The organism is Verrucomicrobiota bacterium, assembly GCA_039027815.1.
Classification (GTDB): domain Bacteria; phylum Verrucomicrobiota; class Verrucomicrobiia; order Verrucomicrobiales; family JBCCJK01; genus JBCCJK01.
The window spans coordinates 69,116-82,457 of the sequence record JBCCJK010000008.1 but is presented as its reverse complement, the minus strand read 5'-3'; the positions used below and the strand labels follow the sequence as shown (position 1 = coordinate 82,457).

Annotated in this window: 13 protein-coding genes; 6 read left to right on the top strand and 7 right to left on the bottom strand. The window is 57.1% G+C overall.

What is annotated here, in order from left to right:
- Window positions 1–140: 140 nt before the first annotated feature.
- Together nspC and AAF555_04120 are read right to left on the bottom strand one after the other, a co-directional pair.
- Window positions 141–1,277 (bottom strand): carboxynorspermidine decarboxylase, encoded by a 1,137-nt coding sequence (gene nspC / locus AAF555_04125; GenBank protein ID MEM6910749.1) that lies wholly within the window; start codon window positions 1,275–1,277, stop codon window positions 141–143.
- A gap of 102 nt (window positions 1,278–1,379) precedes the next feature.
- The gene (locus tag AAF555_04120; GenBank protein MEM6910748.1) at window positions 1,380–2,138 is read right to left on the bottom strand and encodes a PEP-CTERM sorting domain-containing protein; all 759 of its coding nucleotides are present in this window, start codon (window positions 2,136–2,138) and stop codon (window positions 1,380–1,382) included.
- Between the two features lie 149 nt (window positions 2,139–2,287).
- Here AAF555_04120 and AAF555_04115 point away from each other — a divergent pair, with 149 nt between their 5' ends.
- Window positions 2,288–2,659, top strand: coding sequence for a hypothetical protein (locus AAF555_04115; protein ID MEM6910747.1), 372 nt, complete (start codon window positions 2,288–2,290; stop codon window positions 2,657–2,659).
- Here AAF555_04115 and AAF555_04110 read toward each other — a convergent pair.
- The 4 genes from AAF555_04110 to AAF555_04095 form a co-directional block, all read right to left on the bottom strand.
- Window positions 2,613–3,866 (bottom strand): saccharopine dehydrogenase family protein, encoded by a 1,254-nt coding sequence (locus AAF555_04110; protein ID MEM6910746.1) that lies wholly within the window; start codon window positions 3,864–3,866, stop codon window positions 2,613–2,615. The genes AAF555_04115 and AAF555_04110 overlap by 47 nt on opposite strands.
- Window positions 3,867–3,963: 97 nt before the next feature.
- Window positions 3,964–4,857, bottom strand: coding sequence for a YHYH protein (locus tag AAF555_04105; GenBank protein ID MEM6910745.1), 894 nt, complete (start codon window positions 4,855–4,857; stop codon window positions 3,964–3,966).
- On the bottom strand, window positions 4,854–5,474 hold the full coding sequence (locus AAF555_04100) for a DUF1287 domain-containing protein (protein ID MEM6910744.1): 621 nt from the start codon (window positions 5,472–5,474) through the stop codon (window positions 4,854–4,856). Before AAF555_04100 ends, AAF555_04105 begins: the two co-directional genes overlap by 4 nt.
- Window positions 5,471–6,133, bottom strand: coding sequence for a hypothetical protein (locus tag AAF555_04095; GenBank protein ID MEM6910743.1), 663 nt, complete (start codon window positions 6,131–6,133; stop codon window positions 5,471–5,473). Before AAF555_04095 ends, AAF555_04100 begins: the two co-directional genes overlap by 4 nt.
- Before the next feature lie 165 nt (window positions 6,134–6,298).
- On the opposite strand from AAF555_04095, the gene AAF555_04090 reads away from it, so the two are divergent.
- The 5 genes from AAF555_04090 to AAF555_04070 all read left to right on the top strand — a co-directional run bounded on the left by AAF555_04090 (window position 6,299) and on the right by AAF555_04070 (window position 12,059).
- Window positions 6,299–6,973, top strand: a complete 675-nt coding sequence (locus AAF555_04090) for a prepilin-type N-terminal cleavage/methylation domain-containing protein (protein MEM6910742.1) — start codon at window positions 6,299–6,301, stop codon at window positions 6,971–6,973.
- A complete protein-coding gene (locus AAF555_04085; protein MEM6910741.1) occupies window positions 6,973–7,479 on the top strand; it encodes a hypothetical protein in 507 nt (168 codons plus the stop codon). The genes AAF555_04090 and AAF555_04085 overlap by 1 nt, the downstream gene beginning before the upstream one ends.
- 65 nt (window positions 7,480–7,544) lie before the next feature.
- Complete coding sequence (locus tag AAF555_04080) at window positions 7,545–8,243, top strand: hypothetical protein (GenBank protein ID MEM6910740.1); 699 nt, start codon at window positions 7,545–7,547, stop codon at window positions 8,241–8,243.
- Window positions 8,244–8,260: 17 nt separating this feature from the next.
- Window positions 8,261–11,356 carry a hypothetical protein gene (locus AAF555_04075; protein ID MEM6910739.1) on the top strand — a complete coding sequence of 1,032 codons (3,096 nt, stop codon included), beginning with the start codon at window positions 8,261–8,263 and terminating at the stop codon, window positions 11,354–11,356.
- Complete coding sequence (locus AAF555_04070) at window positions 11,340–12,059, top strand: hypothetical protein (protein ID MEM6910738.1); 720 nt, start codon at window positions 11,340–11,342, stop codon at window positions 12,057–12,059. The genes AAF555_04075 and AAF555_04070 overlap by 17 nt, the downstream gene beginning before the upstream one ends.
- A 174-nt stretch (window positions 12,060–12,233) precedes the next feature.
- On the opposite strand, the gene AAF555_04065 is transcribed toward AAF555_04070, so the two are convergent.
- A complete protein-coding gene (locus tag AAF555_04065; GenBank protein ID MEM6910737.1) occupies window positions 12,234–13,322 on the bottom strand; it encodes an alanine--glyoxylate aminotransferase family protein in 1,089 nt (362 codons plus the stop codon).
- Window positions 13,323–13,342 lie beyond the last annotated feature (20 nt).

The window sequence follows — 13,342 nt, the reverse complement described above, 5'->3', positions numbered from 1 at the left end:
GCGGGGAAGGAAGAGCCGGAGTCTTTCGAGCCAGCCCAGCGTTGCTCCTCGGTTACGGTGCCTGCACCGCGCCCTCGTCGCGCCTTGGTCTGGCCCGAAATCCACTCGGCCATTCTACCAGCCAATTCTGCAGCTTGGTATTAGGAGAGTCGATCCCGGAAGTCTTGGTAGCGAAACTCTTTCACCAGGCGGAATTGCTGGTTTTCTGGCTCCCAGGTTCCTAGGGAGGGGTGCTTCACGCCATTGAAGGTGGTGGTTTTGACCATGGTGTAATGGGCCATGTCTTGGAAGACGATCCGGTCTCCCACGGAGAGGGGCTGCGGAAAACTGTAGGTTCCGATGACATCGCCTGCCAAGCAGGTGGGGCTGGCGAGTTGGTAGCGATAGGCAAATTGCTCCGGTTCGCCCGCGCCCTGGATGGTGGGCCGATAGGGCATTTCCAGGACGTCTGGCATGTGGGCGGTGGCGGAGACGTTCAGGAGCGCGATGGCGCCGGCGTTCTCGGTCAAATCGAGGACTTCGCTCACCAGCACCCCGGCATCGAGCACGACCGCTTCCCCGGGCTCGAGAAAGACCTCGACTCGGTAGCGTTCCCGAAAGCGGCCAATGAGCCGGACGAGTCGCTCGACGTCGTAGTCCGATCGGGTCAGGTGATGCCCGCCGCCGAAGTTGACCCATTCGAGCTGGGGGAGCCACCGGCCGAAGCGTTCTTCCACGGCGGCCAAGGTGCTTTCGAGGGCGTCGGCATTTTGCTGGCAGAGGGTGTGGAAGTGAAAGCCTGTGATGCCTGCCAGATCCTGGCCCTCCAGCTGAGCTGCGAGAACGCCGAGGCGAGATCCGGGCAGGCAGGGGTCGTAGAGGGCGCGGTCCTGGGTGGAGTGTTCGGGGTTGATGCGGAGGCCGACTTGGATGGATCGAGGGGCGGCGGCCACCCGTTCGCGAAAGCGCGCCCACTGCGAGAGGGAATTGAAGTCGAGATGAGTGGTGAGGGGAAGGAGTTCGTCCACGTCCTGCTCGCTGTAAGCCGGAGAGTAGGTCAGAAGGTGGCCACCTCCAAAGTGCTCGTGGCCCAAGCGGGCTTCCCAAGGGCCGCTCGCACAGACTCCATCGAGGCTTTTCCTCAGCAGTGGGAAGAGGCTCCACATGGCAAAGCTTTTCAGGGCCAGCACGATGTGGCAGCCGGCCCGTTCCTTGATTTCGGAGAGTCGGCTGAGGTTTTCCCGCAGTTTCCCCAAGTCGATGACGTAGGAGGGCGAGGGAATTTGAGACAGGTCCATGGGCGGACGCGCACCAAAGCCAGAATCGCGCTTTCTGAAAACGAAAAAACGGGTGGTCCCAAAAGGAACCACCCGCTTTCCGGGGAGGGTTGGGGGAAAATCTTAGCGCCGACGGCGCAAGAAGAGGGCGGCCCCGCTCAGGCTGAGGAGGAGGGCGGAGGAGGGCTCGGGAATGGCCTCTTTTTTTGCGAAGTCGTAGAAGCCGGACTTTTTGATTTCAAGTTTTTTGAGCGAGCCATCGCTATTGTATTGGACGTTTTCAGAGATGAAGGGATGCAACCAAACGCCGATGGTGTCGCCGAAGAGGGCTCCATCCCAGTCGGGCTCGCTCAGGCCGTAGGAGGCGGGCCAAGTGGAAGCGAGATTGAGGTCGGTGGTGTCGACGGTCAGGCTCATGTCGATGCTGCCCGGTCCGGTGGAGGCGATGGCTTGGATCTGGGTGTCGAAGGAGGTGTAGAGGAGGTCGCCCGGGTTTTGCCAGCTACTGGACGAGTTGGCCCCGTTGTAAACATAGGAGCTGACGATCGGATTGTTTGGATCACTCGCGTCGAAGTAGAAGATGGCGTATTCATTGACGTTGCCTTTGGGATTCGGTCCGTCGCTGACCACGAACCAGTAGCCGTTGGCGAGGGAGCCGTTGTTCTCCGAGAAGGCGATGTCCAGCAGGAGTTCTCCGGTGCCGGCGTTGTAACTGGTCTCAAAGCTGTCGATGAAACCGGCACGGGCGCTGTAGCGCTGTCCGTCATTGTCCATGACTTCGTCTTGATCCAAATCCTCCGCGCTGAACGAGAAGACTTGGGCGCTGAGGGGCGTGGTGAAGCTGGCTAGCAAGGCAGCCAGAAAAATGGGTCGTAGGCTCATGACCGCCGAGCCTGCACTCAAATTGCACTTATAACAACTCAAAAATATAAAATTAGCGAAATTTCCAAAATTTGCGACGCAAAATAGAAATTCAGCAAGCAAAGGACTTTGCGGTCGACCCGGCGGGGCTTTTTGGAATAGTGAAGGGTATGACGGAGCTGCCGGAGTATCGCAAATCGCCTGAAGAGCTGGCGCGGGTGCAGGCGGCGCGGGCGATGCAGGAGAGGCCCGCCGAGAGGCAGAACCTGTCGGGGATGCAGTCGAGGGCGCCTTTTTGGCTGGTTGGGCTGGGCTATCTTCTTTCCCTGGCTTTTGGCCTGGGCTTGCTGGTAGCCGGGTGGATCGCTCTGGCCAAGCCCGCTTCCCGCCATCACGCAGCCCTCATGACGGTGCTGGCCGTGTGCACGCTTTTGGCGTGGGGGCTGTCCGTCCGTCATGAGGAGCGCCGACTGCGAGAGGAAGCGGCGGAGCGACTCAAGGAGAGTCCGCCCCCGGAGTCGGCGGAGCTGCTGGGTCTATGAGGGGAGTGGTGGCGGGATCCAGCAATTTCTCCTCCCAGGGGAGGCCATGGCGGGAGAGGTCGGCCAAGAAAGGGTCGGGGTCCATTTGCTCGATGTTGAAGACGCCTCGGCCGGTCCAGGTGCCTTCGAGCATTTGCTTGGCTCCGATCATGGCCGGCACGCCCGTGGTGTAGCTGATGGCTTGGGAATTGGTTTCCCGGAAGGCTGCTTGGTGATCGCAGAGATTGTAGATGTAGTAGAGCCGGGGCTGCCCGTCTTTCCGACCGCGAATGAGGTTGCCGATGCAGGTTTGGCCGATGGTGCGGGGGGCAAGACTTTCTGGCTTCGGCAGGAGGGCCTTGAGGAATTGGAGCGGAACGATGGAGCGGCCTTGGAAGTCGATCGGATCGATCCGAGTGAGGCCCACGTTTTCGAGCACCTTGAGATGCTGGAGGTAGCTCTCGCTAAAAGTCATCCAGAAGCGAAGCTCTTTCACGCCAGGGACAAACTTGGCCAGGCTTTCGAGTTCCTCGTGATACATGAGATAGAGGGGCTTCGGTCCGATGCCGCCCGGGAAGTCGAAGGAGCGCTGGACGCTGAGCGGCTCGGTCTCTTGCCATTGGCCTTCTTTCCACCAGCGTCCTGGGGCGGTGACTTCACGGAGATTGATTTCGGGATTGAAGTTGGTGGCAAAGGGCAGGCCATGCTGTCCGGCGTTGCAGTCGATGATGTCGATGGAGTGAATCTCATCGAAGTGGTGCTTGAGCGCATGCATCGCGAAAACGCTGGTCACGCCGGGGTCGAAACCGGAGCCGAGGAGAGCCATGAGGCCCGCTTTCTGAAAACGCTCGTGATAGGCCCACTGCCAGCGATACTCGAAACGTGCGGTCTCGGGCGGCTCGTAGTTGGCGGTGTCGAGATAGGGGACGCCCGCAGCCAGACAAGCTTCCATGAGATTCAGGTCCTGGTAGGGCAGGGCCAAGTGGAGGAGGAGAGCGGGCTGGATTTCACGGAGGAGCTGGGTGGTGGCTCTGACGTCGTCGGCATCCAGGGTGTGGATTCGGATTTCGCGGCCATACCGTCCGCGAATTTCGCTCGCGATAGCCTGGCATTTGGCCGGGGTGCGACTGGCGAGATGGATCTCCGAGAAGACTTCCGGAAGCTGGGCGCATTTGTGGACGGCGACCCGACTCACTCCCCCTGCGCCGATAACTAGGATGCGAGACATGGCGGCTGAGTTTGCCTGCCTGCACGAGCATTGCAAACCCAATGCAAATCCGATGTGAATCGAAGGGCAGAGAAAGTCGCTCCGACCCCTGTTCTCTTTAGCGGCGCGGCGGCGCGCCCGGAAGACGCGGGCCTCGCTGGTCTGGACCGAGGGCAGAACGGGGCGGGCCGGAGCGCTCTTCGGAGGCGTTTCGCAGCTGACGTTGACCACTTGGTCCCCGTCCTCGGTGGCGGAGGCTGGGATCCGGGGTGCCCTTGAAATACCGGGGCACAAAAGGGAAGGTGTCGGTCAGGTAATAGTGATAGATGCCCTCGGGGTATTCGGGCGTGCTGCCGAAGGTGCCGTTGGCTTCATCGAGGTCGCCAAGGCCGTCCACGTATTCAAAGTCGGCCAGAAACCTGCCATCGAAGGCACCTCCCGGGCCATCGGGTCGAAGGCCTTCTTTTAGCTGGTAGCTTGGCCGCGGGCCCTCTCCAGAGGTTTCGACATAGATGGGAAATCCATCGGCTGCGTAGCCCACCAGGAGGAGGGTTTCCTCATCCGAGCCCGGTAATTGTCGGAGTAAGCCAGTGGGGATTCCATGATAGTGGTAGGCTCCGGTGGATTGCACGTGGGCGTGGTTTTGATCGGTCCCGAGTCGGAGATGTCCCGTCATGGCGGCGTAGCGCCAGCCGCTGCGCCGGTCGTCGTTCCAGAATTCGGCGGTGTTGGGATCGAAGGGGATGCCATTCAAGGCGACGCCGAACGGTTGCCGTTCGAGGGGGGTCAGTTGCGCGGCTTGGCTTGGATGCAGGGGCAGACGGTAGAGGTGGTTTTGGGCCTGGATGCGGTGGGGGTTGCCTCGATTGGGGAAGGTTCCGGTGGGGTGGTTGGGAATGCCATTGGCCTTCACAATCCGAAAGGCTCCTTGGGTTTCGATCGAGACGGCCGGGTCGGGCAGAGATTGTCCGAAGGCGGCCAGGGGGAGGGAAAGGATCAGGAGGGTTCTCATGGCGGGGTGGGGGTTTGGCCGGATGGAACCGGAGGCTTGGCCACAAGTTGCGGCGGGCGGAAGTGCTGGAGGATGGTGTAGTGGAACAGGAGATCTTCCTCTGCGGTGCCGCGACCGATGTTGTGCAAGACGAGGAGGTGGCCAGCGGGGGAGCGCCGATCGGAGAGGATGCCGATGTGAAGGAGGCCTTGACCGTTCAAATCCCAAGTGACGAGGTCCCCGGGCGCGTAGTCAGCCGGGTTGGGGGTGGGCTCTTTTTCCCAACCTTGGCGGGCGAACCAAGTGGCTTGGTTGGGAACGCGGCGATGGTCGATATGAGGGTCGGGTCCAGCCAGCCCCCAGCGCTGAGGGTAGCTGGCGAAATGCGCGCGCATGTCTTCGTGGATGGCTTTTTGGAGATCGACGGCGAAGGCCTCGCGAAACGCTCGCACCACGACATCGGTGCAAACCCCCGTCTGGGGAGCGACATCGCCATTGGGGTAATCCAGGAGGACGTAGCTGGGATCGTAGCGGGTGGTGATGCCAATTTGCTGGCGAGCGGCCTCCACCAGAGGCGGAGCGGCTTCCAAGCGGGCGCTCTGCCACAGGAGAAGAATCAGGAGGGTGGTGGATTTCAAGAAGCAGGCCATTGCAAAACGGGATGGGGTGAGGTGGGTCCGGGTAGCGCGATCGTTCCCAAGCCGTCGCCCCCTCCGACGAGTGAGCCTCGTCCAAGCTTCAAGCGACGGACCGTTTCGGCGGCGGTGCAGGCATCCAGAAGATCCTTGGGGCCAGGAGCGCACTGCGAAAGGTCGATTTCGAGGGATTGAGTTCCTGCTTGGTGGAGCTGGCGATAGCTGGCGGTGGGAAACACTTCGTAGGTCTCCAGCGCGGGTTGCAGGCGGTCGAAAAGGGCGAAACCGAGCGCCATCCACTCAGGGATGGGGTCCGAGGCTAGCGGCGACCATTGGGGATTGCCGAGTTTCAGGGCTTTGATGGCGACCTCACAATGTCGCCCCCGTCCCGCCTCCCGAGGACCCCGCGCGCGCCACCGGTCGCTTCGCCAGAACCACTTTCGGGGGCGGGGGAGGGGGCACCGGGGCGCATCGATCCCGACCACCCCAGCACCATCGGGACAAAGATCCAGCATCCAGTCCCCGATGGAATCGGCCTCGTTGCCTCGTGAAAACCAATGGCTTGTGACGATTTTACCCCGATGATTGAGAACTGCGACGACGCATCCTCGTTGGATTCCGACATCGATTCCGAAAAAATGGGAAGGTTTTACCGGCGACATGCTCCCGATTGAAACGAAATCTTCAGATACAAACACCTCGCAAACAACGAGAATACATTGACCATACATTAAATCGGCTGATTTTGGCACAATTTGCGCAAACTGGCAGACTGGCTGCTCATTGATTCGCCGATGTTTTTTGTGAAAAACGACCCAGTTCGTTGAATGAAGCTCTTCCTGACAAATCGGGGCAAGCAGGCCCATGGCGGGTTGACGCTGGTGGAGCTCTTGACTGTGATGGCGGTGATAGGCGTGCTGGGTGCCGTTTCCTTCCAAATGATGAATCCCCAGTCCGCTGGTGCGGTCGTCAGGGAGTCGACCGGGACAGTGCTCTCGCTTTTGGAACAGGCGAGAGCCAAAGCAATTCTTCAAAGACAGGGAGTGGCCGTTGTCTTTGGAAATCCAGGCACCATCGGCGCCGGGGCCAATCCCGAAAATAGGATGCAAATCCAAATTCTGGAACTTGGGGAGGAATTTCCCAGCTCGGGGCCTCTCCCCTACACCAAAGTTGTGGAAATGGAGCAACTGCCCGCTGGAGTTATCATTTCGGAAGGATCGGCCGAGGACGGCACGCAAGCGCCTAATTTTTTGACTTTCCCAAAACGCACCTTTGCCGAGGTGGATCCCGAAACAGGCATCGCCGGGGAGGCAACCTCGGCTTTTTCTGCCATCACGTTTTCTCGATTGGGAACTGTCTCGTTTCCCAGCGGTGCAGGAGATATCGAAATTTCGGTTGGTTCGGGTCGCTATGTGGGAACCGAGGTCTTTGAGGACGAGAGCAATCAGGAATACCTACTCTTGGGAAGGAGTACTGGACGGGCCTATTGGGTGAGGCCGTGATGAAGCCAAATTCAAGCCGAGGATTTTCAATCACCGAAGTCGTGATGGCGATCGGTATGATCAGCCTAATCGTTCCGGTATTCCTGACCGCGCTCACGGTGGCGGCTCGGACGGGCGAAGAAGCCACCAAACGCAGCCAAGCGATCTTGGCCGCGAAAGTGGTATTTGAGGAATTGGAAGCGGCTGGCGCTGGATTTGATTCGGTTTTTGAAATGAGTGAGAGCGAACTGGATAATTGGCCCACGATCGCAGATCAGTATCTCGCGCTTTCCGAAGACGGCCTTCTTCTCGGGAAATTGTCTACCGAACAGTATGAGAACGGACTGATCAATTTTGGTTCCAGCCCGATTTTTTTCATGGTGAAAATTGTGGGTCGGCCGGCCGATTTTGACACTAGCGGCGGGGACGCTCGCTCCGCCCAAGTCGAATTGTCTCTCGAATATCCGGCCGGTGCGGAGAGCACTCGGCGTGAATCCATTGAGTTCATCTCGGTAGTCACAAAATGATCTGGGCCAAACAGCCATCCAGAGCGTCTAAGCCAGGCTTTACCTTGCTAGAGATGCTGGCAGCGATGGCGGTATCCATCCTCGCTCTCACAATGATGGTCTTGGCAGTGAATCACGGCGGGAACTCAGCTGGTCGAATCCAAGGAAACATTGAGAAGACGAGCGAAGGGCGGGCAGCCGTTCTCATGCTAACGGAAGACTTAGCCACTTCAGTGTGGCCGGAGGGTTTTCGGTTGGTAGAAGGAAATGACAAATTCGCCGACGGCCCCCGTTTGGGTTTTTACACCCTAAAACCAGACTTTGTGCAGGCTGAGGAAGAGCGGGTCGGCGATGTATGCGAAGTCACCTACTACTTGGACGTCGTCCCCGAGGGGTTCGCCAATTCGCCTCGAGTGGTCCCAAAGTTAATGAGGGGATTTTCGGGGAGCGCGACTGTCTTTGCGGAGAGAAGAGGCTCGGCCGATCCTGAACCTACGGAGGTGGTCTCCGAAACTACTGATGAAGTCGTTGCCTACGGAGTGGTGTCTTTTGATCTGCAGCCAAAATATCGCAACGATTCGGGAGCAGTCCAACAGTGGACGGCCGGACTAGAAGTGCCTCCGGATTTTTTTGAAGTGGAATTGATCGTCGCAAATCGATCCCTCACCCGTCGTTTTCAAACAGCTGACGAGTGGGGGACGTATCATGCCCGATGGTTGGGCCAATGGGAGACAAACAAAGAAGTGAATGTCTTGACTGGCCGAATTCCTTTTGGGCCCAAGTAACCGTGATCCAAACTAGCATGAAAAAGAACCATTCTAGAAAACGCCAGCAGAAGCATCCCAAAGGTGGTGCCACGTTGGTGGTGATGATTTTTCTCATGGCAGCACTCCTGGTGCTCCTCATTGGAACACTCAGCATCACTCGACTGGAGTCGGGAACGGCTCAAGCTTATTCAGACCAATTTCAAGCTGAGCTGATGCTGGAGGCGGGCCTGGAGGAATCCAGGAAACTCCTAAGAAGCAATATGCTGAGGGATGATTTCGTCATTCTCCGCGAAGAGGTGCCAACCGACGTGGGGGGAGCCAACGCGCCTTTTTATTACCTGGCACGGCCTGAAATTGATGGTTCGGAGGTGACTTATTCCTACTCGCCTCTTTTCAGCAGCACGCAGATGCCGAGGAGAGAGGCAACGCTTCGGGTGCCGCGTCAAAATGAGGAAGACGGAAACAACGACTTTGGCGTCGATTTTTATGCCATGTCCGGGCAAGACCAAGTCGCTGACATGCCGGCAATCAGAGGCGATGCCGCCTCGAAAGCGGAATGGATCGAGGTCTCCGATGAGAATGGGAAACTGGTTGGGCGATATGCTTTTTGGATCGAGGATGCCCAGAGATACCTCGATGCAGAGGCGTCGGGCAATACCAATGGTCCAGACGGGATTCATGAGCGGTCTTCCTCCGAAGTGGCGGCCCCACCGGGAATGGCGGAACAGGAAATCGATTCGGGAGCGGCTCAAGTCGCCTTGTTTGCTCTCTTTCCCGAGGCTGAAAAGGAAGACCAAGCTTTGGAGGGTGCCAATCTGGACAATCAGCTGATTGAAAACAGGAATCTTCTCGTTTCACCGGAGTCGGTTTTGGCCGCCGCGGAGGCACCACTGGGTATGGAAAGAGATTCCGATGGCCGGCTGGTTGGCAATGAAGAGTGGAGGATTCTGGAAGAAGCCACTTTGGCTGGGCTCCAGCCCTATGAGGAACAAGCTCTGGTGCCGCCTCTTGAGGGAATCGAGGCCGTGGTCTGGGGGCGTCCACAGAAGAATTTGAATGAGCTTCTTCAACGAGCAGATCGCAATGAGGCTGTCATCGAGGGGGGAAACTGGATCGAGGAAGCTCTGCCAGATTTTGTAGAGCAACGGCCGGGAGGTTTTCCAGATGACTACGAGTTCACGCTCATGGCCTCGATGCTAGACTACGCAGATGTTGATCTTTATCCGACGGTGTCGCGAGGAAGCTACTGGGGTGTAGATTCAAGCCCTTTTGTAAGCGAATTTTTCTACCGATTTGCTTGGTATGGAATGCATCAACATACAGGTGGAGAGCTGGTGGTATCCGGGATCGATGATGGAGACGAGCAATTCGATCGTATTGACGTAGGAGAAAGAGATCCGGGAAAATATCTTCTCCTGCGAACCGTCCTCTTTGTGGAATTGTGGAATATGGCGAACCAGGAATTTGTGGGTGATATCAGTTTAACCTACGAAACCGATGCCGAGATCAACGCCGGGTATCTACCAAGTAATGGTGGGTTTCTTCAAACGGTCAGTTTCGAGCTTGGCGATTCAGATGTGCTTGGCGATGAAGATCTATCAGATCATAGTCTTTCACCCGGTCCAGACGGTTGGGAATTTGCGCCAGTGTCGGTTCAACTTGAGCCAAATGAACATCAGTTGGTGCGTGTCGGTGAGGTCATTTACACCTTGCGGGTATGTGATTTAGATGAGTTCATCATTGATCCGGTCGAGACCGCACCAGACAGGTCTTCTTCCTATAAGCTTTTTGTAGATGGGGTTTTGGTGGATGAGTCTTTGGGAAGCTTGCAGAGGTTCAGTCCTCCTAGCACGCTTGGGCTGTTTAGGGACTGGGTTAGAACTGACGGAACGATTGCGGGACACTCTTCAACAAAGTTTAGCACAGGGGGAGGATTTTATAATAATATGGGGGATCCTCGTATGAGTCGTTATTTGACGGGATACCAAAGCGTTAATAGCTACCCCCAGAACCATAGTCCAAGCCAGCGTAACATCCGCAACGGAAGTATCTACCGAAATGGGAGTGGCTCCGAAAAGGTTTATGGCAGGGTGATGCCTTCAGAGTGGCCCGACAGGGGGCATGACTCCCTGGTAGGGAACCTTTCTTTTACAAACTCCAGTTCAAATCGCGAGCGGGTTCCCGACCACTCCAATTTCCTCGGAGACATCGCACCGCCTGAACCGGCTAAGGCTCCCATGAGGGTATCCAATTCAGGAGTGTTTTTCAGTGAAAGCTCGTGGGGCAACATCTATGACCCTCTGATGTGGGACGTAAACGGAGGCGGCAGTCGCTTGTATGATTTCGTCTGGCCGAGTATCAGCCAGTCGACGAGCGGGAGTAGTGAACACGGAGGTGGAAACACTTTGCGGATCGGGAGACCAGAGCATCCTCGCTTTGACGCCCCCGGCCTCAGGGCGAGCCATCTGTTGGACTTGTTTCACGCTGGGCAACCTTATGATTCCGCGAAAATGGTAGGAGGCACGACCCTTCAGGACGGAAAAATCAACATCAATACGGCCTCCAAAGACGCGATTCGAGCCGTTCTTGCTGGAAAATTGGAGATGGATGAAGCGATTTCCCGAGTGACTCTCAACAGCCACAGCCCGCAATTTATGAGTTGGCCGACAGAAGGGATCGAGCTTGGGGCCCCTACCAGGGATGAGAGAGCAGATGAAATGGCGGAGGCCATTATCGAGAACCGCCCCATCTCTTCTCTTTCTCAAGCGGCTGACTTTGCTAACGAATCGGGACAGCTCATTTTTGGAAATCCTGCGCTCTTCGCGGGCGTTGGAGGCCTCAGCCAATCTAGTTCTGGTGAGGACTTGCAGTGGTCTGATGGGGCGGCCGAGGAGCTCTTCGGTCGCCTATACAACTCCTCTTCCGTGAGGTCTCGTAATTTCCGCGTTTTTATCGAAGGACAAGCCATTCGGCGTCTTCGTGATGGGACGATTCGAGTGGAGGGATCAACTCGAAGAATGTTTCAAGTATTTGTCGATCCAGGAGTCAGGAAGGGGGCTAATGATACTGATCCAGGAGGAATTATCCCTGAAAATTCAACTGTGAAGGTTTTGTATGAAAGAGCTCTTTAGAAAATCGCTTTCGATCTGGTGTCTGTATGCGGCCCTCCTGGGCGGAGCGGGAGCGCAGAGTCTCGACAACTACGGCTTTGTGAGGTTTGTCAATCTCGTGGAAGCGGGTCAGGGGAACCTGAAGGCGTCGATCGCGGGGAATGACCTCAAGAAGCGGGGCTTCGAACTTGGAGAGAGATCATTTCCGATTCCCCTTCCGTCCGGAAACCACGAGTTGAGGGTAGCTCGCGAGGGCTGTATGCCCTCAGTGCTCACGATAGAGGTATCCGCTGGAAAGACGCAGGCGGTCTTCGCTCGTTCGGTCCCAGAGTTTGGGGATGATGGGGAACTTCTGAGATGGTGGATTCGCTTGGTGCCGGTAGAACACGCCAGCAGGGGCGATGAGCGTGGCGTCACTTTCCTGTCTTTCTCGAAGATTGATCCCTTGCCTGTCAGGATCGAGCGCCAAAATGCTCCGACAATTTTCGTCAATTTGAAACGAAATGATGCGCAGTGGATTGAAGTCCCATTTACGGGAAATCCGGCTGGTTTTTTTAGTGGGGAGAACCAGTTGACTGAGGCAATCCCGGATCGGGAGGGGCAACATGTTCTGATCGTCTTTGATCAGGGTGAGGACGGTAAATTGGGATCGGTCTTCTATCGGGATGTGGCCTTCTCTTTCGATTCGTCGAGATTAACACCCGGCAATTTGACTGAGGAGTAGTAGGCGATTGATGGTGTGATGCCGATCGATCAGGTCAACCAGTTGAGCGTTAGCTCCAAGATTGTTTGGCCAAGCTATTCAGGTGCGGACGCGGGAGGGTAGCGCGAGCACTTACCGTCAAACTTATCGTGTCATTCGGGTCTGACGCGAAGTTTGCGCTGCCGTTCCCCCTCTTTATCCTGCACTTTGGTGTAAGCAGGAATTCAGGGAAGTGAGCAACTCTTGGATGGAGGCTTCCGTTTCGTCTCCCATGTTGGAGAGGCGGAAGGTGGTGCCTTTGATTTTTCCGTAGCCGCCGTCCAGTTGGATTTTGTGTTGGTTCTTCATCCTTTTTTGGAGGGAGGGGACATCGATTCCTTTGTTGTTGGCGACGCAGGTGAGTGATTTGGATCGGTAGCCTTCTGGTGCGAAGAATTCGAAGCCGCGCTCTTTCACCCAGGTGTGGACTTTGGCATTCAGTCGGGCGTGGCGGTCGAAACGATTTGGGAGACCCTCTTGGGCGATTTTGGCGAGTTGGTGGCGCAGTCCGTAGAGCAGAGAGATGCAGGGAGTGCTGGGGGTCATCGAGCTTCTCGCGTTTTTTTCGAATTCATGGAAGTCGAAATAGTAACCCCTACCGTCCACGGTGGCAGAGCGGTCGAGCGAGCGCTCCGAGACGGCGAAAAGTGCCAGTCCTGGCGGGAGGGCGAGGGCTTTTTGGCTGCCGGTCAGGATGACGTCGATGCCCCATTCGTCCATTCGTACGGGGACGGTGCTGAAGGAGGAGACGGTGTCGACGATCCAATGGACGTCAGGAAATTCTCTCATGACCTGAGAGATTTCCTGCACGGGGTTGAGTACGCCGGTCGAGGTTTCGTTGTGCACGAGGGTGAGGAGGTCGTAGTCGCCTGTTTCTAACTTGGCGTGGATGTCTTGGGGGAGAAGGGGCTGGCCCCAGTCCTTTTGGAGCTTGTCGGCTTCAAAGCCGCAGCGGAGGGTGACGTCGTGCCATTTGTCGGAGAAGGCGCCCGAGCAGCAGTTGAGCACTTTTTTGCCGCCTGCGAGATTGCGAAGCGCCCCTTCCATGACGCCCCAGGCGGAGGAGGTGCTGAGGAAGATGGGGCGGCTGGTGCCGAAGAGCGCTTGGAGTCCGGGCTGGATTTCCTCACTCAGTTCTTGGAAGTCGCCCGAGCGGTGGCCGATCATGGGTGCGGCCATGGCCTGGTAGGTGTCCGGTGAGACGTCGATGGGGCCTGGGATGAAGAGTTTGACGTGGTCTCTCATGGTAGCTTTCGCGCGGGAGG

Bases quoted from the DNA above. Each gene is read 5' to 3' on its own strand.
- AAF555_04120 (MEM6910748.1), bottom strand. From the start codon at position 2,138: ATGAGCCTACGACCCATTTTTCTGGCTGCCTTGCTAGCCAGCTTCACC.
- AAF555_04080 (MEM6910740.1), top strand. From the start codon at position 7,545: ATGGCGGTATCCATCCTCGCTCTCACAATGATGGTCTTGGCAGTGAAT.
- AAF555_04090 (MEM6910742.1), top strand. From the start codon at position 6,299: ATGAAGCTCTTCCTGACAAATCGGGGCAAGCAGGCCCATGGCGGGTTG.
- AAF555_04065 (MEM6910737.1), bottom strand. From the start codon at position 13,322: ATGAGAGACCACGTCAAACTCTTCATCCCAGGCCCCATCGACGTCTCA.
- AAF555_04105 (MEM6910745.1), bottom strand. From the start codon at position 4,857: ATGAGAACCCTCCTGATCCTTTCCCTCCCCCTGGCCGCCTTCGGACAA.
- AAF555_04115 (MEM6910747.1), top strand. From the start codon at position 2,288: ATGACGGAGCTGCCGGAGTATCGCAAATCGCCTGAAGAGCTGGCGCGG.
- AAF555_04070 (MEM6910738.1), top strand. From the start codon at position 11,340: ATGAAAGAGCTCTTTAGAAAATCGCTTTCGATCTGGTGTCTGTATGCG.
- AAF555_04110 (MEM6910746.1), bottom strand. From the start codon at position 3,866: ATGTCTCGCATCCTAGTTATCGGCGCAGGGGGAGTGAGTCGGGTCGCC.
- AAF555_04075 (MEM6910739.1), top strand. From the start codon at position 8,261: ATGAAAAAGAACCATTCTAGAAAACGCCAGCAGAAGCATCCCAAAGGT.
- AAF555_04095 (MEM6910743.1), bottom strand. From the start codon at position 6,133: ATGTCGCCGGTAAAACCTTCCCATTTTTTCGGAATCGATGTCGGAATC.
- AAF555_04085 (MEM6910741.1), top strand. From the start codon at position 6,973: ATGAAGCCAAATTCAAGCCGAGGATTTTCAATCACCGAAGTCGTGATG.
- nspC (MEM6910749.1), bottom strand. From the start codon at position 1,277: ATGGACCTGTCTCAAATTCCCTCGCCCTCCTACGTCATCGACTTGGGG.